20 protein-coding genes are annotated in these 22,556 nt (G+C 73.1%); 16 read left to right on the top strand and 4 right to left on the bottom strand.

What is annotated here, in order from left to right; translation table 11 throughout:
• Nucleotides 1-4 precede the first annotated feature (4 nt).
• The 13 genes from pucL to DEI92_RS09945 all read left to right on the top strand — a co-directional run bounded on the left by pucL (nt 5) and on the right by DEI92_RS09945 (nt 14,096).
• Nucleotides 5-925 (top strand): factor-independent urate hydroxylase, encoded by a 921-nt coding sequence (pucL, locus tag DEI92_RS10005; protein ID WP_111013363.1) that lies wholly within the window; start codon nt 5-7, stop codon nt 923-925.
• Nucleotides 922-1,605, top strand: a complete 684-nt coding sequence (locus DEI92_RS10000; RefSeq protein ID WP_258370153.1) for an NTP transferase domain-containing protein — start codon at nt 922-924, stop codon at nt 1,603-1,605. Before pucL ends, DEI92_RS10000 begins: the two co-directional genes overlap by 4 nt.
• A 212-nt stretch (nt 1,606-1,817) precedes the next feature.
• Complete coding sequence (locus tag DEI92_RS09995) at nt 1,818-2,627, top strand: BtpA/SgcQ family protein (RefSeq protein WP_181434817.1); 810 nt, start codon at nt 1,818-1,820, stop codon at nt 2,625-2,627.
• 80 nt (nt 2,628-2,707) lie between these two features.
• Nucleotides 2,708-3,925, top strand: coding sequence for an SIS domain-containing protein (locus DEI92_RS09990; RefSeq protein ID WP_111013361.1), 1,218 nt, complete (start codon nt 2,708-2,710; stop codon nt 3,923-3,925).
• Nucleotides 3,918-4,841 (top strand): carbohydrate kinase family protein, encoded by a 924-nt coding sequence (locus DEI92_RS09985; protein WP_111013360.1) that lies wholly within the window; start codon nt 3,918-3,920, stop codon nt 4,839-4,841. Before DEI92_RS09990 ends, DEI92_RS09985 begins: the two co-directional genes overlap by 8 nt.
• The gene (locus tag DEI92_RS09980) at nt 4,841-5,560 is read left to right on the top strand and encodes an aspartate/glutamate racemase family protein (protein ID WP_111013359.1); all 720 of its coding nucleotides are present in this window, start codon (nt 4,841-4,843) and stop codon (nt 5,558-5,560) included. Before DEI92_RS09985 ends, DEI92_RS09980 begins: the two co-directional genes overlap by 1 nt.
• Nucleotides 5,557-7,113 carry an amidohydrolase family protein gene (locus DEI92_RS09975; protein ID WP_111013405.1) on the top strand — a complete coding sequence of 519 codons (1,557 nt, stop codon included), beginning with the start codon at nt 5,557-5,559 and terminating at the stop codon, nt 7,111-7,113. The genes DEI92_RS09980 and DEI92_RS09975 overlap by 4 nt, the downstream gene beginning before the upstream one ends.
• Nucleotides 7,110-8,015, top strand: coding sequence for a polysaccharide deacetylase family protein (locus DEI92_RS09970; RefSeq protein ID WP_111013358.1), 906 nt, complete (start codon nt 7,110-7,112; stop codon nt 8,013-8,015). Before DEI92_RS09975 ends, DEI92_RS09970 begins: the two co-directional genes overlap by 4 nt.
• Nucleotides 8,012-9,889 (top strand): ABC transporter ATP-binding protein, encoded by a 1,878-nt coding sequence (locus tag DEI92_RS09965; protein WP_220037485.1) that lies wholly within the window; start codon nt 8,012-8,014, stop codon nt 9,887-9,889. Before DEI92_RS09970 ends, DEI92_RS09965 begins: the two co-directional genes overlap by 4 nt.
• Nucleotides 9,886-10,746: an ABC transporter permease gene (locus DEI92_RS09960; protein WP_111013356.1), complete on the top strand. Its 861-nt coding sequence runs from the start codon at nt 9,886-9,888 to the stop codon at nt 10,744-10,746. Before DEI92_RS09965 ends, DEI92_RS09960 begins: the two co-directional genes overlap by 4 nt.
• Nucleotides 10,743-11,678, top strand: a complete 936-nt coding sequence (locus tag DEI92_RS09955) for an ABC transporter permease (protein WP_220037484.1) — start codon at nt 10,743-10,745, stop codon at nt 11,676-11,678. The genes DEI92_RS09960 and DEI92_RS09955 overlap by 4 nt, the downstream gene beginning before the upstream one ends.
• Nucleotides 11,679-11,751: 73 nt before the next feature.
• Nucleotides 11,752-13,341 carry an ABC transporter substrate-binding protein gene (locus DEI92_RS09950; protein ID WP_111013355.1) on the top strand — a complete coding sequence of 530 codons (1,590 nt, stop codon included), beginning with the start codon at nt 11,752-11,754 and terminating at the stop codon, nt 13,339-13,341.
• Between the two features lie 74 nt (nt 13,342-13,415).
• Entirely contained in the window at nt 13,416-14,096 is a 681-nt protein-coding gene (locus DEI92_RS09945) for a GntR family transcriptional regulator (RefSeq protein WP_111013354.1), read from the top strand.
• Nucleotides 14,097-14,136: 40 nt separating this feature from the next.
• Here DEI92_RS09945 and DEI92_RS09940 read toward each other — a convergent pair whose 3' ends face one another.
• Entirely contained in the window at nt 14,137-15,627 is a 1,491-nt protein-coding gene (locus DEI92_RS09940; RefSeq protein ID WP_220037483.1) for a sugar porter family MFS transporter, read from the bottom strand.
• Between the two features lie 462 nt (nt 15,628-16,089).
• On the opposite strand from DEI92_RS09940, the gene DEI92_RS09935 reads away from it, so the two are divergent.
• Genes DEI92_RS09935 through DEI92_RS09925 form a run of 3 tightly spaced genes read left to right on the top strand, consistent with a single transcriptional unit; the run spans nt 16,090 to nt 18,150 of the window.
• Nucleotides 16,090-16,806 (top strand): MSMEG_4193 family putative phosphomutase, encoded by a 717-nt coding sequence (locus DEI92_RS09935; protein WP_111009002.1) that lies wholly within the window; start codon nt 16,090-16,092, stop codon nt 16,804-16,806.
• Nucleotides 16,807-16,840: 34 nt separating this feature from the next.
• Entirely contained in the window at nt 16,841-17,380 is a 540-nt protein-coding gene (locus DEI92_RS09930) for a DUF3090 domain-containing protein (protein WP_111009003.1), read from the top strand.
• Nucleotides 17,380-18,150 carry an SCO1664 family protein gene (locus DEI92_RS09925; RefSeq protein ID WP_111013353.1) on the top strand — a complete coding sequence of 257 codons (771 nt, stop codon included), beginning with the start codon at nt 17,380-17,382 and terminating at the stop codon, nt 18,148-18,150. Before DEI92_RS09930 ends, DEI92_RS09925 begins: the two co-directional genes overlap by 1 nt.
• Here the strand turns inward: DEI92_RS09925 and DEI92_RS09920 are convergent.
• Genes DEI92_RS09920 through DEI92_RS09910 form a run of 3 tightly spaced genes read right to left on the bottom strand, consistent with a single transcriptional unit; the run spans nt 18,147 to nt 22,476 of the window.
• Nucleotides 18,147-20,213: a VWA domain-containing protein gene (locus DEI92_RS09920; RefSeq protein WP_111013352.1), complete on the bottom strand. Its 2,067-nt coding sequence runs from the start codon at nt 20,211-20,213 to the stop codon at nt 18,147-18,149. The two genes, DEI92_RS09925 and DEI92_RS09920, sit on opposite strands and share 4 nt — an antisense overlap.
• Before the next feature lie 6 nt (nt 20,214-20,219).
• Entirely contained in the window at nt 20,220-21,605 is a 1,386-nt protein-coding gene (locus tag DEI92_RS09915; protein ID WP_111013351.1) for a magnesium chelatase, read from the bottom strand.
• Nucleotides 21,606-21,645: 40 nt separating this feature from the next.
• Complete coding sequence (locus DEI92_RS09910) at nt 21,646-22,476, bottom strand: oxidoreductase (protein WP_111009332.1); 831 nt, start codon at nt 22,474-22,476, stop codon at nt 21,646-21,648.
• Between the last annotated feature and the right edge of the window lie 80 nt (nt 22,477-22,556).

Here is a 22,556-nt window from a genome sequence, read left to right as displayed (position 1 = left end):
CCCCATGACCGACACATCCAGCGTGCACCTGGGCCCGAACCAGTACGGCAAGGCCGAGGTCCGCCTCGTCCGCGTGACGCGGGACACCGACCGGCACGAGATCGAGGACCTGACGATCACGACGCAGCTCCGCGGTGCCGCCCTCGCCGACTCGTACACGTCGGGCGACAACGCGAAGGTCCTGGCGACCGACACGCAGAAGAACACGGTCTACGCGTTCGCCCGCGAGCACGGCGTGCACAGCCCCGAGGAGTTCCTGCTCCGTCTCGGCCGACACTTCACGACGGCGTTCGACTGGTACGAGGGCGCGACGTTGACCGCGGACCAGCACGGGTGGGCGCGCATCCCGGTGGACGGCCGCGACCACGACCACGCCTTCGTCCGCGCCGGCAGCGGCACCCGCACCGCGGTCGTGCAGGTCGACGGCGACGACGTGCACGTCCTCGCGGGCGTGACCGACCTGACCGTGCTCAAGTCGACGGGGAGCGAGTTCCACGGGTTCCCCCGCGACCGCTACACCACGCTCGCCGAGACCGACGACCGGATCCTGGCGACCTCGGTGACGGCGCGCTGGCGGTACCTGCCCGAGGCGGTCGAGGCGGGCATCGACTGGAACGCCACCCACGCGGGCGTCCTCGAACGCATGCTCGCGACCTTCGCCGACCTCCACTCGTACGCGCTGCAGCAGACGTTGTTCGCGATGGGCCGCGCCGCGATCGAGGCGTTCCCCGAGATCGCCGAGGTCCGCTTCTCGATGCCGAACAAGCACCACTTCCTCGTCGACCTCGCGCCGTTCGGCCTCGACAACCCCAACGAGGTGTTCTACGCCGCCGACCGCCCGTACGGACTCATCTCCGGCTCGGTCGTCCGTGACGGTGTCGCCGAGGCCCCCGCTGCGTGGACGTCGGTGCCCGGGTTCGTGTGACCACCGACGCCACCGGGGAGCGTCCCGGCAGCACGGTCGTCGGCCTCGTGCTCGCCGCCGGCGCAGGCTCCCGCATGGGCCGACCGAAGGCACTCGTCCGGGGTGCCGACGGACGCCCCTGGGTCGAGCGCGCCGTCCGGACCCTGCTCGACGGTGGCTGCGGGACCGTCGTCGTGGTCCTCGGAGCGGCCGCCGATGTCGCACGGCCGCTCGTACCCGACCATCCGGCCGTCCGGGTCGTCGTCGCCGACGCCTGGGCGGAGGGGCTGGGGGCGTCGCTCCGCGCCGGCCTGGTCGCGGTCGCCGACGGCGACCGCGCACCCGACGACCGCTCGTGTGACGACGACGGCGCACGAGGCGGCGCCGACGCGGTCCTCGTGACACTCGTGGACCTCCCTGAGCTCCCCGTCGCTGCCGTCCGACGCCTGCTCGAGGTGGACCCGCCCGGTCCCTGCGGACCGCACGGAGGCCGCCGTGCCCGCCTCCGGCAGGCGGTGTTCGGCGACCGACCGGGGCATCCCGTGCTCGTCGGGCGCGCACACTGGGCACCGCTCGCGGCGTCCCTGCACGGCGACCGCGGGGCCGGAGCGTACCTCCGGCAGCACGGGGTGGAGCGGGTCGAGTGCGGCGACCTCTGGGACGGTGCCGACCACGACCGGCCGGCCGGATCGACGCCCTGACCCGGTTCCTCGTATACACGACATCGCGATCCTGACCGCTCCGCCGAGCTCCTGACGGCGGCTTGAAACTGCTCCTCAGCAGGGGTTTCCCTCGCACGCCGGTACCGCGTCCAGCATCGCTTCACGAGCCGGTAACGCGCGTTCACACCCCGGAAACACGGTTCTGTATACCGTTTGGTCACCCACCCCCTCCACCCCGAGGAGCGCCCCGCGTGACCGACTCCCTGCGCCACCCCGACACCGACCCGACCGGCTTCCGCCTGGTCGGCGTCCTGCACCTGCCGCCGCTCCCGGGTGCCGTGAACCACACGGGCGTCCCGGTCGCCGACATCGCGGTGCGCGCCGCCGAGGACGCCCGCGCCCTGCAGGACGCCGGCTTCACCCACGTCATGGTGCAGGACGCGAGCGACATGCCCCAGGCCGTGCGTGTCGACGCCCCCACGGTCGCGGCGCTGTCCGTCGTCGGCGCCGCGGTCGTCGGGGCCGTCGACGTCCCGGTCGGTGTCGTCGTCGGCCACAACGACGGCCCGAGCGCCGTCGCCATCGCCCACGCGATCGGCGCCACGTTCGTCCGCGTCAAGGTGCTCACCGGCGTCTCCGTCGGCCCGACCGGCTGGATCGAGGGCTGCGCGTACGAGGTCGCCGCGATGCGCCAGCGCCTCGGCAGCGACGTCGAGGTCTGGGCCGACGTGCACGAGGCGACGAGCCTGGCACTCGCGGGCAGCGCGGCGTGGGCCGCGCAGGAGGCCCGGGCCTTCGGTCGCGCCGACGTCCTCGTCGTCACCCGGGACAGCGGCGTCGGTGACGCGCTCGACGACATCGACGGCCTGCGCGCGACCGCCCTGGACGCGCCCTTCGTCGTCGGTGGCCGCGTCGGGCTCGACACCATCGCGAAGACCGTCGCCCGGGCGGACGGCGCGATCCTCGGCAGCGCGATCAAGCGGTCGAGCGCCCCGGACGCGCGCGTCGACCCCGCGGTCGCCGCCGCCTTCGGCCGCGCGCTCGTGCCCGCCGCCGCCTGACGCCCGGCGACACCGGCCCCGCCCCCGCCCGCACGGCCCACCCCACACCAGCACCAGCGCCGGACCCCAGGACAGGAACCATGACCACCACCCCGCCCAGCCCGTTCATCGGCCCGGACAGCCCGCTCGACGCGCGCCAGCAGCAGATCGTCGAGCGCGTGTCGGCCGCGGAGCACGCGTCGATCGTCGCCCTGCCGACGGACCACCCGCTCGACCCGAAGCGGCGCGCGCGGGACGAGGCCACCTACCCGGAGCTCATCGCGCAGCCCGACCGCATCCGCGAGACCCTGGCCGCCAACGACGCCGCCCTCGACGAACTCGCGGACCGGATCGCCGCGATGGACGTCGACCGCGTGTTCGTGACCGGCGCGGGGGACTCCCTCGCGGTGGCGATCGCCGCGCGGCAGACGCTCGAGCTCATGCTCGGGGTCCCGGTCGAGCCGGTCCAGAGCCTCGACCTCGCGTACTACCTCGCACCGCTCGTGACGACCCGCAGCGTCGTCATCGCCCTCTCGAGCTCGGGGGAGACCACCCGGACGGTCGAGGCGGCCCTCGTCGCCCAGCACATCGGCGCCCTGACCGTCGCGATCACGAACACGGCGGGTTCCACGCTCGACACGGAGTCCGAGCGCACCCTGCTCCTCCGAGCCACCCGGGTCGGCTGGCCCACCCAGTCCTCCACCACGGCGCTCGCGCTCCTCGTCGACCTCGCCATCCGCGTCGGTGCGCTCCGCGGGCACGCGGCCGCCCCCGCACTCCGGCAGGCGCTCGACACGGTGCCCGCGCTCATGGAACGCGTCATCGCCGAGACCGAGCCCCGCCTGCGCGCCATCGCACAGCGAGAGCAGGCCGCCGACGCGTTCCTGTTCTCGGCCGCCGGCCCCTCGTGGGGCGCGGCGATCATCGGCGCCGCCAAGGTCAAGGAGTGCACCCCCGACCACGCCGAGGCGATCCAGGTCGAGGAGTTCCACCACTACAACTCGCTCAAGGCGGGGGAGCCCATCTGGGTGATCGCGCCCGCCGGGCCGTCCGTGCCGCGCGCCGTGCACACCGCGAGCGAGGCGAAGCGCTTCGGCGGCAGCGTCACGGTGGTCACGACCGAGGGCGTGCACGACTTCGACGACGTCGCCGACGACGTCGTGACCGTCCCGGCGGTCCCGGAGCCGATCAGCCCACTCCTCACGGTCCTCCCGGCCCAGCTCACCGGCTACCTGCTCGCGATGGAGCAGTTCGCCACGGCCGAGGCCGCGGTGGCGGCCGAGGCGGGGACGACGACCACGGCGGCGACGCATGCGTGAGGACGCGGCCGCGCCGAGCCTCCTGTGCGTCGGCAACCTGACGATCGACGACTCCGTCATCGACGGTGTGACCACCACCGCACTCGGCGGCGACGCGCTCTTCGCGGCGCTGGCCGCGCGACGCGTGCTCGACGACGTCCGCATGCTCGCGCCGGTCGGGACGGACCTGCCCGCCGCGCTCCTCCAGGACGTCGCCGACGCGGGGATCCGCGTCGAGTCGGCACGGCCGCGCGACGGACGCACCGTCCGCAACCGGGTCACCTACGCCGCGGACGGCACCCGCACCTGGGACCTCCTCGACGGCGAGGACGCGTTCGACGCGATGTCGGTGTACCCGGACGACGTCACCCCCGCCGCGCTCACGGCCACGGGCGTGCTCGTCTCCGCCATGAGCCTCCGGTCACAGCTCGCCCTCGGCCCGTGGCTCCGCGCCGCGACCGCGGCGACCGTCTACCTCGACCTGCAGGAGGACTACGTCGCGGGCAACGAGGACGCGCTCCTCGCGCTCCTGCCGACCTGCGACGTGTTCCTGCCGAGCGAGGTCGAGGCGGTCGCCCTCGCGGGGACCGACGACCTCGTCGCAGCAGCCGCGGTGTTCCGCGCCGCCGGGGCCGACCTCGTCGTGATCAAGACGGCCGAGCGCGGCTGCGTCGTGGCGACGGCGGACCGGACGCTCGTCGTGCCGACCGACGTCGTGACCCCCGTCGACGCGACCGGCGCGGGCGATGCGTTCTGCGGCGCCTTCGCCGCCGCCCACCAGACGGGCGCGGACCCGGTCGCGGCGGCCCACGCCGGCGCCGCCGCCGCCCGCGTCGCGATCAGCGCACACGGCGTCACGGCGCTCCTCGACGAGCGCACCGCGGCCGCCGCCGCACCGAGTGGCGCACCGACCGCCACGACGACCGGGGCCGCCTGATGCACGTCCGACTCCTCAACCCGAACACGAGCCTGCCGATGACCGACGCCGTCCTGGCCGCCGCCCGCGCGGTCGCGCGCCCGGACACCGTCCTGACCGCGAGCCACTCCATTGGCGCGCCGGCGACCGTCGAGACCCACGTCGACGAGGTGTTCGGCGCCGCCGGTGTGCTCGCGCAGGTCGAGCAGGGCGAACGCGACGGGGTCGACGGCTACGTCGTCGCCTGCTTCGGCGACACGGGCCTCCCGGCCGCTCGTGAGCGCGCCCGCGGACCGGTCGTCGGCATGACGGAGGCAGCGCTCCAGACCGCCGCGCTCCTCGCCCACCGGTTCACCGTCATCACGATGCCCCCGCGGACCATCGCGATGACCGACCGCGTGGTCGCGTCGCTCGGCCTCGGGCACCGCTGCGTCGTCCGCGCCGTCGACGTGGCGGTCGAGGAGATCGAGACCGGCGCCGGCCCCGCCTTCGACGCGTTCGCCCGGGAGGCACGGCACGCGCTCGTCGCGGACGGTGCGGAGGCCATCGTGCTCGGCTGCGCAGGACTCACGGACCTGGTGTCCGGCCTCGGGGACGCGCTCGGCGTGCCGGTGGTCGACGGTGTCGCCGCCGCCACGACCGCGGTCGAGGGGCTGCTCGCGCAGGGGCTGACGACCTCGCGTGCGAACACCTGGGCCGCGCCGACCGGGTCCCCGACCACGAGCGAGGTGTGGGCATGAGCGTGCTGTTCACCGACGTGTTCGTCTGGGCACCGGAGACGCCCGCAGGCATGGTGGGGCCGACCGATCTCCTGGTCGTCGAGGACACCGTGCGCGCGATCGGCCCGGCGGTCCGGCAGCAGGCTCCGGCGGACGCGCGGGTGGTCGCCGGTGGGGGGCACCACGTCCTCGTCCCGGGACTGGTCAACGCGCACTTCCACTCGCCGGCGAACCACCTCAAGGGCGCGTTCCCCAGCCGCCCGCTCGAGACCTTCATGCTCTACGAGTCGCCCGCGGACCCCGACCTCGCCCCGACCCCGCGCGAGGCGTACCTCCGGACGATGCTCGGCGCGCTCGAGATGCTCCGGACCGGGACGACGAGCGTGCAGGACGACGCGTTCCTCATGCCGGCGCCCGATCCCGACGTCATCGACGCCGTCATGCAGGCGTACGAGGACAGCGGCATCCGCGCGAGCGTCGCCCTGGACCAGCCGGAGCTCGCCGACGCCGACAAGCTCCCGTTCCTCGACGACGCCGACGACGCGCTGCCCGCGGCACTCCACGCGCCGGCACCGGCCGCGGCACCGGAACTCCTGGCCGCGTACGACCACCTGTTCCGGCGGTGGCACGGCGCTGCCGACGGCCGGCTCACCGCAGCGGTGTCGATCTCGGCGCCCCAGCGGGTGAGCCCGGAGTACTTCGGTGCGCTCGACGACCTCAGCCGTACGCACGACGTCCCGCTCTTCGCCCACATGCTCGAGACACGCACGCAGCGTGCCCTCTCCGCGCCGGGCAGCGGGCAGGAACGGTTCGCCGGGCGGAGCCTCGTCCGGTACACCGCGGACCTCGGGCTGCTCAGCGACCGCGTCAACGTCATCCACGCGGTGTGGGTCGACGAGCACGACCTGGACCTCATCGCCGCAGCGGACGCCGTCGTGGCGCACAACCCGGTGAGCAACCTGCGGCTCGGCAGCGGCGTCATGCCGTTCCGCGCCATGCGCGACCGCGGCATCCGGATCGCGCTCGGCGTCGACGAGGCGATCTGCGACGACACCGTCAACACCTGGGGCGTCGTCAAGCAGGCCGGTCTCATCCACAACGTCGCCGGGCTCGACGCGGACCGCTGGCCACTCCCGGCCGAGGTCCTCGACGCGCTCTGGGAGGGCGGCGCCGCCGCGATGCGCCGCGACGGGTGGAACGCCGAGCGCGGCCGGATCGGCCGCGTCGCCGAGGGCGCGCAGGCGGACCTCGCGCTGCTCGACCTGCACGCGCCGGCGTTCACGCCGTTCAACGACCTCCGCGGACAGCTCGTCTACTGCGAGTCCGGCGGCAGCGTCCGGATGACGGTCGTCGCCGGTCGGATCGTCGCCGAGGGCGGCCGCGTGGTCTCGGTCGACGAGGCCGCACTCCTCGCGGAGGCACGGGAGCTGCACGCAGCCCGGCGTCCCGCGCTCGAACGCACGTGGGCCGCGGCCGACGCCCTGTACCCGGCGTACGACGCCGTGGTGCGGCGGGCCGCCCGCACCGACGTGGGCATGACCAGGTGGATCGCCACGGACAGGACGACAGCATGACGCACGACGACACCCGCACCGACACGGCCCCGGGTCACGGCTTCTGGGACTACCGGCCGATCACCGACGCGCCCGGCCGGGACTGGCCCGACGGCCGACGCCTGGCCGTCTACGTCGCCGTCGGACTCGAGGAGTACCGCTTCGGCGTCGGAGCGACCGAGGACATCGTGCCGGACGTCACCGCGCCGGACCTCGTCAACACCTCGTGGCGGGACTACGGCAACCGCGTCGGGGCGTTCCGCCTGCTCGAGCGTCTCGACCGTGCGGGCATCCCACCCACCGTGCTCCTCAACACGGCCGTGTACGACGCCGCGCCGGACCTCATCCGGGCCGCCCGGGCCCTGGGCGCCGAGTTCGTCGGGCACGGCATCTCGAACTCCGACTCGCTCGGGGCCATGTCGAGCGCCGAGGAGGCCGCGTACGTCGCCGCCGTGGCCGACCGGATCGCCGCCGAGGAGGGCGAGGCGCCGGGCGGCTGGTCGAGCCCCTGGCTGACCCACACGCCCTCCACGCTCGACAACCTCGTCGCGAGCGGGTACCGCTACCTCCTCGACCTGCGTCTCGACGACCGCCCCGTGCCGATCACGACCGCTGCCGGCGAGATCGTGGCGCTGCCGTACGCGCTCGAGGTGAACGACAGCACGACGATCGTCGGCCGCGGCGCGTCGGCGTCCGAGTTCGCCGACATGGTGGTCGACGAGTTCGACGAGCTCCTGGAACGCTCCGAGGAGCAGCCGCTCGTCATGAGCGTCGTCGTGCACTCGTTCATCTCCGGCGCCCCGTTCCGCCTCCGTGCTCTCGACCGGGCCCTGCAGCACATGACCGCACACCGGGACCGCGTCTGGTTCACCCAACCGCGGGCGATCGCGGCGCACCTCGCGACGACGGAGGTGACGGCGTGAGCGACCCCATGGACACCCCGAACGCTGGAGGCACGGCCACGGGCGCGGCGGCCAGGACGGGCGGCGTGACGGCGTCGATCCGGGACCTGCACGTGTCGCTCGAACGTGACGGTGCCCGCAGCGCGGTGCTGCGCGGCGTCGACCTCGACATCGCCCGCGGCGAGATCGTCGGGCTCGTGGGGGAGTCCGGCTCCGGCAAGAGCATGCTCGCCATGAGCCTGCTCGGGCTCCTGCCGGACGCCGCCCGTCCGCACATCAGCGGCGAGGTCCGGGTGCAGGGCACCGACATGGCCCACGGCACCGAGGCCGAACGTGCTCGTGCGCGGCGCACCGCGCTCGGCGCCGTGTTCCAGGACCCGATGACGTCGCTCAACCCGACGATGCGCGTCGGCCGTCAGATCGTCGAGGCCGGGCAGGACCGCGCCGGCTCGATCGCCCTCCTCGACGCGATGGGCGTGCCCGACCCCGCGATGCGGTTCAGCGTCTACCCGCACGAGCTCTCCGGTGGCCTCCGCCAGCGCGTCATGGCGGCGATCGCGATGGCCGGGAGGCCCGCCCTGGTCGTCGCGGACGAGCCCACCACCGCGCTCGACGTCACCGTGCAGGCGCAGCTGCTCGACCTGCTCCGCGAACTCCGCGACGAGCAGGGCTGCAGCGTCCTCCTCATCACCCACGACCTCGGCGTCGCGGCCCAGATCGCCGACCGGATCGCCGTGATGTACGCGGGACGCCTCGCCGAGGTCGGTCCGACGGACGCCGTGCTCACCGCCCCCGCGCATCCGTACACGGCCGGCCTCATGCGGTCCCGCCTGTCGCTCGGCCTCGACCGCGACGTCCGGCTCCCGACCCTGCCGCCGGACACGCTGACGCCCGAGCAACGCCTCGTCGGCTGCCCGTACCGCGCACGGTGCCCCCTCGCGTTCGACCGGTGCGTCGCCGAGACCCCCGGGCTCGACGCCTCGGTACCCGCGCCGGACCACGCAGCCGCGTGCTGGGCCCCGGCCGAGGTCGTGCGCACCGACGCGGCCACGCCGCGGACCGCCGCGGTCGCACCCGGCCCGGGCCGCGCCTCCCGGCCGGTCGCCACCCGCGCCGCACCGGCCGGTGCCGCCCGCGTCGGTGACGGCACGGCCCCCGCCCCGGCGGTCGTCGTCGACGACGTCGTCTGCACGTACGTCACCGGCCACGGCCGACGGCGCCGCACCGTGGAGGCCGTGCGCGGCATGCGCTTCGACGTCGCCGCCGGTGCGTCACTCGCGATCGTCGGCGAGAGCGGTTCGGGCAAGTCGACGATCCTCCGCGCGATCGCCGGCCTCGTGCCCGTCCGGTCCGGACACATCCGGGTCGCCGACGGCGGCGCGCAGATGGTGTTCCAGGACGCCGGGTCGTCACTCACCCCGTGGATGACGGTCGGCGAGACGCTCGCCGAGCGGCTCCGCCCGCAGCGGCTCGGCCGCACCGAGACCGACCGACGCGTGTCCGAGGCCCTCGACGCCATCGGTCTCCCCGCATCGGTCACACGGCTCCGCCCCTCCGACCTGTCCGGTGGGCAACGGCAGCGCGTCGCGCTCGCCCGAGCGACCGTCGTGCGGCCCGCCGTGCTCCTGTGCGACGAACCGACGAGCGCGCTCGACGCCTCGCTCGCCGCGACCACCCTCAACCTCATCCGGGACATGCGGGAGGAACTCGCCATGACCGTCCTGTTCGTCACGCACGACCTCGCGGTCGCCCGGCTCATGGGCGACCGGATCGCCGTCGTCGAGCGCGGTCGCATCGTCGAACTCGGCGCCGCCGACACCGTCATCGGCGACCCACGTGAGCCGTACACCCGCACGCTCGTCGCGTCGGTCCCCGAGATCGCGGTGGCCCGGTGAGCGCCGTCGTCGCGACCCGCCGGTTCTCACCCGCGGCGTTCACGAGCGGCGTGCACGCCGGACGCACCACGGCATGGGTGCTCGTCGGGCTGCTCGGCGCACTCACCGTCGTCGCGATCGTCGCCCGCCTCATCGCGCCCGACGACCCGATCCAGCCGGTCGGCGGCGTGCAACTCCCGCTCGGGTCGCCGGGACACCTGCTCGGTACCGACTCGATCGGGCGCGACATCCTCTCGCGCACGCTGTACGGCCTCCAGACGTCCTGGTTCTCGGCACTCGCCGTCGTCGCGGTCGGCCTCGTCGTCGGCGGCGTGGTCGGCGTGGCGGCGGGCGTCGCCGGCGGGTGGGTCGACAGCGTGCTCATGCGGGTCACCGACCTGTTCCTCGCGCTGCCGTCCACGCTCGTGGCCATCGCGATCGTCGCGGCGCTCGGACCCGGCATCACGAACACGCTCATCGGCATCTCGGTCGTGTGGTGGCCCTACTACGCACGCATCATCCGGTCCGAGATCCGCGCCACCGTCGCCCGTCCCCACGTCGAGGCGGCCCGGGTGGCCGGGGTCGGCCGGGCACGGCTCGTGTTCCGGCACGTGCTCCCCGCCGCCGTGCCGACCGCCATCGTCACCGCGAGCCTCGACATCGGCAACGTCGTGCTCCTGCTCGCCGGGCTGTCGTTCCTCGGTCTCGGCGCGCCGTCACCCGCACCCGAGCTGGGCGCCGACACCGCCGCGAACACGCAGCTGCTCCTCAGCGCGTGGTGGGTGCCCGTCGTCCCCGGCGTCGCCGTGCTCGTCCTCAGCCTCGTCGCGAACCTCGCCGGCGACGGCATCCGCACCCTCGTCGGGTCCAGGAGGTGACGAGCGTGGTCCGCTTCCTGCTCCGTCGACTCGGGTCCCTCGTGGCCGTGCTCCTCGTGCTCAGCGCCGTCGTGTTCCTGCTCCAGCAGATCTCGCCCGGCGACCCGGCCCGCGCGGCACTCGGTGCCAACGCGTCACGGCAGGCCGTCGACGCGGAGCGCCACCGCCTCGGGCTCGACGACCCGCTGCCGGTGCAGTTCGTGCGGTTCCTCGCCGGGGCGCTGCACGGAGACTTCGGGACCTCGTACCGGACCCACCGTGCCGTCGCCACCGATCTCGCATCGGCGTTCCCCGCGACCGTGGAGCTCGTGCTCGCCGCGTTCGTGATCGCACTCGTGCTCGCCGGACTGTTCGCGGCTTCCGCAGCGCTCCGCTGGCCGTTCGCGGGCGTCTACCGGGGCGCGCTGCTCCTGGGCGCGACCGCACCGCCCTTCCTGCTCGCACTCGGCGGGATCATCCTGTTCTACGCCCAGCTCGACTGGCTCCCGGCGTCCGGACAGGGCACCGGCGGGGTCGGCTCCGCGGTGTCGCACCTCGTCCTGCCCGCGACCGTGCTCGCCATCGCCCCGGCCCTGGCGATCGGGCGCATCCTGCGGGCCGGTCTCGAGACGACGCTCGCCGCCGACCACGTCCGCACCGCGCGGTCCAAGGGCCTCGGTGAGGGCGCCGTGCTCGCGCGGCACGTCGTCCGGAACGCGATCGGTCCCGCGCTGGCGATGGCGGGCCTCCAGCTCGGGTTCATGTTCGCCGGCGACGTCGTCGTCGAGCAGGTGTTCAGCTGGCCGGGCATGGGCAACTACCTCGCCAACAGCATCCCGACCTCCGACTACCCGGCGATCGCCGCGGTGACGCTCGTGCTCGGCACGATCTACGTCGTCGTGAACACGGTCGCCGACGTCCTCCAGACCGCCGCGGACCCGCGCCTCGCCTGACGGCGGGAGCGACCACGGCCAGCTCCACCCCATCCCACCCGCAACGCACCACCCCATCCACGAAGGAGACACCGTGAGGCTCAGCTCACTCCGTCGGCGGACCCGCATCGCGCTGGTCGCGGCCGCGGCCGTCCCGCTCCTCGCCCTCGCGGCCTGTTCCGGAGGTGGCGGCTCGAGCACGAACGCCGCACCGAAGAACGGCACGCTCACCGTCGGTCTGCTCGGCGACATCGGCCAGCCGCCGGACCCCGACATCTACTACGCGAACAACGGCCTCGCGATCGTGCTCAACACCTACGAGGGGCTCGTGCAGTACGCGGACGACACCGACTCGGTGAAGATCGCGCCGCGCCTGGCGACCTCGTGGACCGTGAGCGGCGACAACACCGTCTACACGTTCCACCTCCGCAAGGGCGTCACCTTCCACGACGGCACCCCGTTCACGTCGGCGGCGGTCAAGGTCGCCTTCGACCGCCGCATCGCCGTCAAGGGCGGCGCCGCCTACATGGTGCAGGGCGTCAAGAGCGTCGCGACCCCCGACGCCTCGACCGCCGTGGTCACCCTCGACGCCCCGAACTCGGCGTTCCTCGACTACCTCGCGTCGCCGTTCGGCCCGAAGATGGAGTCGCCGACCGCGCTGCAGAAGCACGCCGGATCCGACGACGCGCAGACCTACCTGCAGACCCACGACGTCGGCACCGGGCCGTACGAGATCAGCTCGGCCGACCCCGGCACCTCGTGGACCCTGTCGCGCTACGCCGGGTACTGGGGCACGAAGTCGCCGTTCACCACCGTGAAGCTGCCGATCTACTCGGACGTCTCGGCGCTGCAGCTCGCGTTCGACCGCGGGGACGTGTCCGCGATCGTCGCCGCGCTGCCCTCGTCGAGCCTGTCGAAGTACGAGGACAGCAAGCAGTACGCCAGCTACATGCTCCCAACGCTCCAGTCCGCCCTGGTCACCGTGAACCCGACCAAGTCGTTCTTCAGCAGCAAACAGGCCCGACTCGCGTTCCTCGAGAGCATCGACCAGAAGTCGATCGTCAAGCAGGTGCTCGGCAGCCGCTCCGAGCCGGCGACGACCCTCTACGCCAAGGGCATGATCCCGGGCGGCAAGGACGAGCAGACGATCACGTACGAGCCCTCGGCGATGAAGTCGTACGCGAAGACGCTGCCGTCCGGCACCACGATGACCATCGGCTACGCGAGCGGCAACACGAACGCCCAGCAGATGGCGAACATCCAGGCGGCGAAGCTCCAGGCCGACGGCATCACGGCCACGGCGAAGTCGTACCCGACGTCCCAGGTGTTCGGGTGGATCAACGACCCGACCACGGGCCCGGACGCGTTCTTCGACGGCAACAACGGCCCCGACGGCGGATCCCCGTACATGTGGGGCCACGTCTTCTGGGACAAGTCGGGCGGGATCGACTACTTCGGCTGCGACGTTCCGGCGGTCGACCAGAAGCTCGACCACGCCGTGCAGACCGGGGACGACAGCGAGTACGTCGCCGCGGCCGAGCAGTACGCCCAGACCGGCTGCTACTACAACCTCTCCTACAACAAGGACTGGGTCGTGGCGCAGAAGTGGCTGACCGGCGTCGCGAAGTCGCACAACATCGGCGCGAACGAGCTGGACTTCAGCAAGCTCGGCATCGCCGGGTGAGGTCCGCGGGCGCCGGTGCACGCCGGCGCCCGCGGTCCTTCCCCCCGTCCACCGCTTCCAGGAAGATCGACCTGATGACCCCTCCCGAGATCGCCGCCCTGGCCACCGTCCCCGCCGCGCCGTCGCTCCCACTGCGGATCCACGCGCGCCTCCGCGAGGCGATCATCCGCGGCGAGTACCCGCAGGGGCAGAAGCTGCCGGAGGTCCGGATCGCCGACGAGCTCGCGGTCTCCCGCGTCCCGCTGCGCGAGGCCGTCCCGATGCTCGAGTCCGAGGGGTTCGTCGTCACGACGCCCCGACGCGGAGCGGTCGTCGCGACGTGGACCTCCCGCCTCGTCCACGACCTCTTCGACCTCCGTGAGGTCCTCGAGGTCGGAGCGGCCCGCCACGCCGCCCGCGCCGTCGCGGGTGGTGCCTCCGTCGACGCACTGCACGAGGCGCTCGAGCACTCGCAGGCCGTGGTCGACGACGGGGACCCGTACGCGATCGCCGCGGCGAGCACGCGGTTCCACGAGGTGATCGTGGAGATGACCGGCAACACGCTCATGCAGGCCTCGATGCGCTCGGTCTCCGGCCGCGTGCAGTGGCTGTTCTACCTGACGAGCGAACTCGACGTGCACGACGCGTTCCACGACCACGTCGAACTCGCCGCCGCGATCGAACGCGGCGACGAGCGGATGGCGGAGGCGCTGGCGTACTCCCACATCGAGCGCGACCGGATGCCGTCGATCGCCGCGCTCCACCCACGCGACTGACCGCGGCGGGTCGTGCCGCGCGCGGGTCAGCGCGCCGGCGTCACGACGCCGGGGCGCCCTCCGCCTCCGGCGCCGTCTTCCGCCGCCCCACGCGGGGCAGGAACACGCCGTCGCGCAGGGACCGCTCGATGTCCTCGAGCGACCGGTTCTTCGTCTCGGGCAGGCGGAAGAAGATGAACACCCAGGCGACCACGTTGAGCCCCGCGTAGACCCACATCGCGCCGCCGAGCCCGAGCCACAGCACGAGCGTCAGGGCCGTGACGGTCACGAGCAGGTCGGAACCCCACAGCGTCATCGCCTGCAGACTCGTCGCGGCCGGTCGGACGGTGAGCGGGTAGAGCTCCGATTCGAGCAACCAGCCGATGACCTGCAGACCCCCGGACTGGAAGAACATGAACAGGAGCAGGAACAGGAGACTGAGCACCGGGTTGAGGTGGTCGCCCCCGAACAGGAACAGCGCCCCGAACGCCGCCAGGCTCGCCGCCGAGAACGGGAGCGTGAGCAGGGGGAGCCGCCGACGGCCGATCCGGTCCACGAGCCGACTGCCGATGAACGTCATGAGCAGGTACACCGCACCCACCCCGACGTTCGCCCAGAGTGCGAACGCGTGCGGGAACCCGGCCTGCGTCAGGATCGTCGGCGTGTAGTAGATCATCATCTCGAGCCCGGTGATCTGCGTCAGGATCGCGACGCCGACCCCCGCGACGAGCGCGGGCCGCACCCACCGCTCCCGGAGCTGCGACCACGCCGCGCCCCCGCCGGTGCCCCCGTTCTGCTCGCGGTCGGCGACGGACCGGATGTCGTCGAGCTCGTCACCCGCGTCGGCGGGGGACCGCCGCACCCACCGGAGGACCGTCCCCGCGTCGTCGTCCCGGCCCGCGTGCACGAGCCATCGGGGGCTCTCGGGGAGCACGAACATGCCGAGCAACAGCACGATGGCGGGCACACCGGACAGCATGATGAGCCAACGCCAGGAGAGCACGTCGTCGAGCGCGACGTTGACGAACGCGGCCGACAGGATGCCGATGCCGATGGCACAGCTGAACAGGGTGACCATCCGCCCGCGCCGCTCCCGGGGCGACAGCTCGGCGACGTACGTCGGGATGACCTGCGTCGACCCCCCGACGGCGAGGCCGAGGAACAGGCGGCTGAGCACGAGGGTCGTGGGCCCGGGGGAGAGTCCGGCGAACACGACGCCGAGCACGAACACGGCCGCCACGATCATGATCGTCCGACGCCGACCGATGCGACGTGAGAGCCAGGAGCTGCAGAACGCGCCGAGGACGGCACCGGCGAGGATCGCCGCCGTGATGAGCTGTTTCACCCCGTTGCCGATCCCGAAGTCCTTGCCGATCGAGATCAACGTCCCGGAGATCACACCGGTGTCGTAGCCGTAGAGCAGACCGCCGAGCGCCGCGATGAGCGCGATGCGCCGGACGTGCCCGCGCGTGGCGGACGCCACCTCGTCGTCGGACCGGCCCTCGCGATCGATCTCGTCGGGGATGCCCCTGCCCTTGGTCGCTGTCGTCACCGCGCACACGGTACGGCGGTCCGGCCGAGCGCGGTCACGGCCGGGAGGCCCGGGCGCCGCGTCGCGCGCCGCCGCCGCCCGGCGTCAGGCCGAGTGGGCGGGCCGTCGCGTGTGGTCGCCGCGGCCGGATCGTGTTCGGGTCTGCTCGGCGCAGTGGAGTGCGGGGTTCCGCGGAACACCGGCGAACCGGTCGGAGTCGGTGAGGAAGGAACGGACGGCGGTCATGCGACCAGCCCTTCACGAGGCTGTGGACACCTCATCGCTGCCGGACCGCCTCGCTGTGCCAGCGTTCCGCGGATCGCGGAGGCCGTCGTGGCGACGAGACTGCTGAACAGCCCGGTTCCACGACTCTACGATCTGCGATCGGGAGGCCCAACTCCCTCCACCGGACCATCCGGATCGCGCGGTCCACGCCCTTGCATGCATCTCCACGACCACGGCGCGCCGCTTAGGCTGGACCGCATGGCCACCGTCATCCTCGTCCGCCACGGCCGCACCACCGCCAACGCCTCCGGCGTCCTGGCGGGGCGGGCGGCGGGCGTGGCGCTCGACGACGTCGGACGGTCGCAGGCGCGCCGCACGGCCGAGCGACTCGCCGTCGTGCCGCTCGTCGGCGTCGTCACCAGCCCCCTCGAGCGCTGCCGTCAGACGGCGCGGGCCGTGACGGACCTCCAGACCGGATCACCGACCACCCTGGCGGACCGTGGCATCACGGAGTGCGACTACGGGGACTGGCAGGGGCGCGCCCTCGGCGAGCTCGCGAAGGAGGCCCTGTGGTCGGTCGTGCAGTCGCAACCGTCGGCCGCGGTGTTCCCGGGCGGCGAGTCCATGGCGGCGATGCAGGCACGCGCCGTCGCGGCGATCCGGCGCCACGACGCCCGGTTCGAGGCCGAGCACGGTCCGGGCGCGGTCTGGGCGGCGGTGAGTCACGGCGATGTCATCAAGTCCGTGATCGCGGACGCCCTCGGCATGCACCTCGACCTCTTCCAGCGGATCTCGGTCGGGCCGGCGTCGGTGTCGATCATCCGGTACGGCACCGCCCGTCCGGACGTCGTCGCCACGAACACGGACTCGGGTGACCTGTCCTGGTTGCGCGCGCCGGCACCCGCCGCGGACGCCCCGGTGGGCGGCGGTGCCGGGCATCCGGAACCGACGGCCGACGGCCCCGCGCCTCGCTGACCGGGGTCCGACCGGACGCTCGTAGGATGGACGCATGCCCACCATCGTGCACGGGTTCGACTGGCCCGATCGCGTCGTCGTCGGCACCGTCGGCCGACCGGGATCGCGCTCGTTCTACCTGCAGGTCCGGTCCGGCTCGCGGGTCGTCAGCGTCGCCCTCGAGAAGGAACAGTCCGCTGCCCTCGCCGAGAAGATCGGCGAGATCCTCGACCAGCTGATGACGACGGCGGGCAACCCCGTCAGCGTGCCCTCGGGGACACCCGTCGAGCTCGTCGACAACGAGCCACTCGACCAGCCCGTGGAGCCGGAGTTCCGAGCCGGTGCGATGACGCTGGGGTGGGACCCGACGACCTCGCAGGTCGTGATCGAGGCGTTCCCCATCGACACCGCGGACGACGACGACGTCCCCGACGAACCCGCCGAGATGCTCGTGGTGCGCATCCCGGTCGGGACGGCGCGCGCCTTCGCCGAGCGCACGCTCGAGGTCGTCGGCGCCGGTCGAGCGATGTGCCCGTTCTGCGGCACCCCCATGGACCCGGACGGGCACGTCTGCCCGGTGCTCGGCGAGCGCTGATGCCCGAGGGGCCCGACCTCCTCACCGCGGACCTCGAGATCAGCGGGCGCATCACGACCGCCTCGAACGCCACCTTCCTGGGGACCATCGGCGACACCACGGTCGTGTACAAGCCGGTGTCGGGGGAGCGCCCGCTGTGGGACTTCCCGGACGGCGACCTCGCGCACCGCGAGGTCGCGGCCTACCTGGTGTCCGAGGCGTTCGGATGGGACGTCGTCCCGCGCACGTGGCTCCGCGAGGGCCCGCTCGGCGCGGGGATGGTGCAGCTCTGGCAGGACGTCGACCCGGACCAGGACCCGGTCGACCTCGTCCCCTCGGACCAGGTCCCGGACGACGGCTGGCGCGAGGTCCTCGACGGGGACGACGAGACCGGCCGACCCGTGACCCTCGTCCACGAGGACTCCGTCGCACTCCGGCGCATGGCCGTGTTCGACGTCGTCGTCAACAACGCGGACCGGAAGGGCGCGCACGTCCTCGCGATGCCCGACGGTCATCGCCACGGGGTGGACCACGGGTTGACCTTCCACCAGGAGCACAAGCTCCGGACCGTGCTCTGGGGCTGGGTGGGCGAGGAACTGACGGACGACGAGCTGGCCGGTCTCGACCGCGTCCGCGCCGGGCTCGAGGGCGACCTCGCCGAGACGCTCATCGCGTACCTGAGCGCCGAGGAGATCGGGGCGTTCGCCGGCCGGTGCGCCCGTTTGGCGGCGCGTGGTCGCTTCCCGGCGCCGCACGGGCCGATGCCCGCGCTGCCCTGGCCGCTGTTCTAGCGGTCCCAGCCGCCGCGCCCCTGGTCTCCGCGTCCCCAGCCGCCGCCGAAGGCGTCGTCGAACCCGGCGGCGCCGAAGCCGCCGCGTCTCGAACCGAGGTAGGACCCGACCACCGCGGCCCCGAGGTCGTCGGCCTCCGGTGCGACGACGGTCCCGCCCGCGCGCTTCGCCATGGCGTCGATGAACCGGGCGAGCCCGGGGTCGTCGCCGAGACGGAAGAAGCTCGTGTGCGCTCCCAGGCGCGTCGACGTGTCGAGTTCGCGGATCGCGTGAGCGATCGTCAGTGGATCCGGCGGGTAGGCGAAGTACACCTCACCGCCCGGCTCGAGGTGCGAGGTCGGCTCGCCGTCCGTCACGACGAGCAGCACCGGTTGCGCGTTCGGGTGCTTCCGGAAGTGCCGGTTCGCCAGGAGCAGCGCGTGGTGCAGGTTCGTGCCCTTGTCCCACTGCGCGTCGAGCCCCACGAGCTGCTCGATCTCCATGACCTCGGCGGTCCTCCCGAACCCGATGAGCTGCAGGTCGTCGCCGCGGAACCGACTCGTGATGAGCGTGTGCAGGGCCAGCGCGGTGCGCTTCATCGGCACCCAGCGGTCCTCCATCGCCATCGAGAACGACGTGTCGACGAGGAGCGCCACGCACGCCTGTGTCCGCGCCTCGGTCTCCTGCACCTCGACGTCGTCGATCGTCAACCGGACGCCGGAACCGATCGCGCGCCCCTCGCCAGCGGTGCGCGTCAGGGCGTTCGTCATCGTGCGGGTGACGTCCCACGGCTCGGTGTCCCCGAACGCCCAGGCCCTCGTCGCGCCGGAGCGCTCGCCCGCTGCTCCAGCGCTCCGCAGGTCACGGCCTCCCGTGCGGCCGCTCATCTTCTCGGCGACGTCGCGGAGCAGCGCCGTGCCGAGCTGTCGCATGGCCTTGGGTGTCAAGCGGAGCTGCCCGTCGAGTCCGCGCTTGAGTGCCCCGGTGTCGCGGAGGGCCTTCTCGAGCTGCTGCAGCGTCCGTGCGTCGACCGCGGACTCCTCACCGAGCTGCCGCCGGAGCGCGTCGAGGTCGAGGTCGTCGAGCTGTGACCCGTTGTGCGACTGCGCGAGCTGGTCGGCGAGCTGGTCGAGGTCCGCCAGGTCCTGGAACACTCCGGTCCCGTCGCCGAGCCCGAGACCCTCGTCGCCGTCCATGCGCTCGCCCCCGCCCCAGTCCTCGCCCGGACGGAGCGCGCGGAGGTTCCCGTCGAGTTGCGCGAGGGACTGCATCAGGTCGGGGGAGCCGAAGGCCTGGGCCGCCAGCGCGTCGAGCTCGTCCCGCTGCTCCCGGGTCATCGAGTTCCGCATGCGCTGGGCGGCCGCGGCTCGGGCGGCGAGGGCGTCGAGCAGTTCGTCGATGTCCACCGGCGCCTCGGGGAAGAACGCCCCGTGCTTCGCCATGAAGTCCTCGAACTGCTCCGGCGTGTCGGCCCCCCGCGCGTGCGCGTCGAGCAGTTCGTTCAGGTCGGTGAGCATGTCGTTGATCGCGGCCCGGTCGGCGTCGGTGGCGTTCTCGAGCGCCTGCTTCATCCCGGCGAACCGCTGGTCGAGCATCTCGCGCCCGAGCAGGTCCTTGATCCGCCCGTAGGCCGCGGCCGCCTGCGGACTCTGCCACCGGTAGTCGCTGAGCTCGCTCACCGCCGCGGCGGGGGAGGACGGGAGGCTGTCCAGCTGCATCTGGGCGAGGGCGCGGACGCCGTCGTCCATCTCCACGTCACGCGCCAGCTGGCCGCGCTCCTGCGTGACGGCCTGGTCCAGCAGCTCGCGGATCTCCTCGAGCGTGCCGTCGAGGTTGTGCTTGCGCGTCAGTTCGCGTCGACGCTCGGCGACACGGCGGGCGAGGTCGTCGAGCCCGGCCTGGTCACGACCACCACGGCGGAGGAACTCCCGCATCGCGCGCTCGGGTGAGTACCCGGCCATGACGTCCTGACCGATGGCGTCCATGGCCTCGCTGGTGTCGACGGGCGGCGCGAGCGGGTCCGGGCCGCCGGCGTACTTCCGGTACCGGGCGTCGCGGGCGAGCCGCCGGTTGGTCCCCGTCATGCGACCTCACATCCCATACGCTGCTTCGCCCCCGCCGGTCTCCTTGCTCACGCGACGGGCCAGGTACAGCCCCTCGAGCGCGAGTTCGATCGCCCCGGCGCGCTCGCCGTCGGTGTGCGCACCGAGCCGGTCGGCGACCTGGTCGTACAGGTCGGACTCGCCGAGTGACGGCAGGCCGGACAGGAAGTCCCGCGCGGTCACCTGCTCGCCCGTGGTGACCATCCCGCCGCGTTCGAGCGCGTCGACGAGCACGCCGAAGTCGATGCCTCGGAAGTGCGCGCGCACCGTCTCGGCGGTCGCCGTGCGGAGCAGGTGCTCGAGGACGTCGTCCGCGCGGTCCTCTTCGCCCGACTCGAACTCGATCTTGCCGCCGAGCACGTCGACCGCGGTCTCGAGGTCGATCGGGCGCGCCACGGCCTGGTCCTCGCCCTGCCGTGTCGCGCGGTGGACCGCCGCGGCGGCGATGGTCTCGGCACCGGCGATCGCGAACCGCGCGCTGACGCCGCTGCGCTGGTCGACCGCGCTCGACTCGCGGAGCGCGCGGGTGAACCGGGCCAGGATCTCGACGAGCACGTCCGGCACGTCGGCGGTGAACTCGGCCTCCTGCCGGATGACCGCGATCTCGTCGTCGAGCTCGGTGGGGTAGTGGGTGCGGATCTCGGCACCGAAGCGGTCCTTGAGCGGGGTGATGATGCGCCCGCGGTTCGTGTAGTCCTCGGGGTTGGCGCTCGCGACGACGAGCACGTCGAGCGGCAGGCGGAGCACGTACCCGCGGATCTGGATGTCGCGTTCCTCCATGACGTTGAGCATCGCCACCTGGATCCGCTCGGCGAGGTCCGGGAGTTCGTTGATCGCCACGATCCCGCGGTGGCTGCGGGGGATGAGCCCGAAGTGGATCGTCTCGGGGTCACCGAGGCTGCGGCCCTCCGCGACCTTCATCGGATCGACGTCGCCGATCAGGTCCGCGACGCTCGTGTCGGGCGTCGCGAGCTTCTCGACGTACCGGTCCTCCCGGCGCCGCCACTCGATCGGCAGGGCGTCGCCCAGCTCCGCCGCCCGGCGCACGCTCTCGGTCGTGATCGGCTCGTACGGGTGCTCCCCGAGCTCGGAGCCGGCGATGACGGGCGTCCACTCGTCGAGCAGGCCGGCGAGCGTCCGGAGGATGCGCGTCTTGCCCTGGCCACGTTCCCCGAGCAGCACGACGTCGTGACCGGCGATGAGCGCACGCTCGAGCTGCGGGATCACCGTCGACTCGAACCCGTGCATGCCGGGCCAGGGATCCCGACCGGCGCGCAGGGCGGCCAGGAGGTTGTCACGGATCTCGGCGCGGACGCTCCGGGCCTGGTGGCCCGAGGCGCGGAGATCGCCGACGGTGGTCATCGTTGGACGCATCACCCCGTCAACGGTACGCCCGCCCTCCGCGGCCGGGCGGTCAGTCGTCGAAGTCGGTGCTGCGGCTGACGGCTTCCCAGGTGTCCGCGTCCGCGCGCAGCGCGTCGAGGGCGGATCGGAAGCCGTCCGACGCGTCGTTGCCGAGCAGGAGCATGAACGGCGGCTCGTCCGACTCGACGGCGGTGATGAGCGCCTCCGCGGCCTTGGCCGGGTCGCCCTTCTGCGTGCCGTGGACGGTGTCGTGTTCCTTCCGGCGTCTGCCGGCGGTCTCGGCGTAGTCCGCGATCGGCTCGGCCGACTGGGTCAGCGAGCGTCCGGCGAAGTCCGTCCGGAATCCACCGGGCTCGACCACCATCGCGGTGATGCCGAGCGGCGCGACCTCAGCGCGGAGCGACAGGGTCAGGGCCTCCATCGCCGCCTTGACCGCGGCGTAGTAGCCGGATCCGGCGGGGGAGATGCGGGCGCCGATCGACGAGATGTTCACGATGGTGCCGGATCGGCGGCCGCGCATGCCGGGCAGCACGGCCTTGATCGTGCGGACGGTCCCGAACACGTGGGTGTCGAAGAGGGTCTGGACGGGTCCTTCCTCGCCCTCCTCGACCGCCGCCCGGTACCCGTACCCGGCGTTGTTGACGAGGACGTCGACGGCGCCGAACCGGTCCTCCGCGGCCCGCACGGCGGCGGTGACCTGCGCGTCGTCCGTGACGTCGAGCGCGAGCGCGAGCGCGGAGTCGGGGTGGTCGCGGGCGATGTCCTCGACCTTCGTCACGTCGCGCGCGGTGACGACGGCGTTGTGACCGTGGGCGAGCACGGCCCCGGCGAACGAGCGCCCGAGTCCGGTCGAGCAGCCGGTGATGAGCCAGGTGGCCATGGTGGGTCCTTCCGTGGTGGTGGAGATGGTGGTCGTGGTGGTGGACCCGGCGCCGCTGCGAGGTCGGACCCAGTGCGGCT

This window comes from Curtobacterium sp. MCBD17_034 (assembly GCF_003234515.1).
GTDB lineage: Bacteria > Actinomycetota > Actinomycetes > Actinomycetales > Microbacteriaceae > Curtobacterium.
This window is presented reverse-complemented; position numbering and strand designations above follow the sequence as displayed.

Coding starts and splice junctions, on each gene's coding strand:
- DEI92_RS09925 (WP_111013353.1), top strand. CDS start 17,380: ATGCCCGAGGGGCCCGACCTCCTCACCGCGGACCTCGAGATCAGCGGG.
- DEI92_RS09930 (WP_111009003.1), top strand. CDS start 16,841: ATGCCCACCATCGTGCACGGGTTCGACTGGCCCGATCGCGTCGTCGTC.
- DEI92_RS09975 (WP_111013405.1), top strand. CDS start 5,557: ATGAGCGTGCTGTTCACCGACGTGTTCGTCTGGGCACCGGAGACGCCC.
- DEI92_RS09980 (WP_111013359.1), top strand. CDS start 4,841: ATGCACGTCCGACTCCTCAACCCGAACACGAGCCTGCCGATGACCGAC.
- DEI92_RS09990 (WP_111013361.1), top strand. CDS start 2,708: ATGACCACCACCCCGCCCAGCCCGTTCATCGGCCCGGACAGCCCGCTC.
- pucL (WP_111013363.1), top strand. CDS start 5: ATGACCGACACATCCAGCGTGCACCTGGGCCCGAACCAGTACGGCAAG.
- DEI92_RS09910 (WP_111009332.1), bottom strand. CDS start 22,476: ATGGCCACCTGGCTCATCACCGGCTGCTCGACCGGACTCGGGCGCTCG.
- DEI92_RS09945 (WP_111013354.1), top strand. CDS start 13,416: ATGACCCCTCCCGAGATCGCCGCCCTGGCCACCGTCCCCGCCGCGCCG.
- DEI92_RS09985 (WP_111013360.1), top strand. CDS start 3,918: ATGCGTGAGGACGCGGCCGCGCCGAGCCTCCTGTGCGTCGGCAACCTG.
- DEI92_RS09970 (WP_111013358.1), top strand. CDS start 7,110: ATGACGCACGACGACACCCGCACCGACACGGCCCCGGGTCACGGCTTC.
- DEI92_RS09920 (WP_111013352.1), bottom strand. CDS start 20,213: ATGACGGGGACCAACCGGCGGCTCGCCCGCGACGCCCGGTACCGGAAG.
- DEI92_RS09935 (WP_111009002.1), top strand. CDS start 16,090: ATGGCCACCGTCATCCTCGTCCGCCACGGCCGCACCACCGCCAACGCC.
- DEI92_RS09915 (WP_111013351.1), bottom strand. CDS start 21,605: ATGCGTCCAACGATGACCACCGTCGGCGATCTCCGCGCCTCGGGCCAC.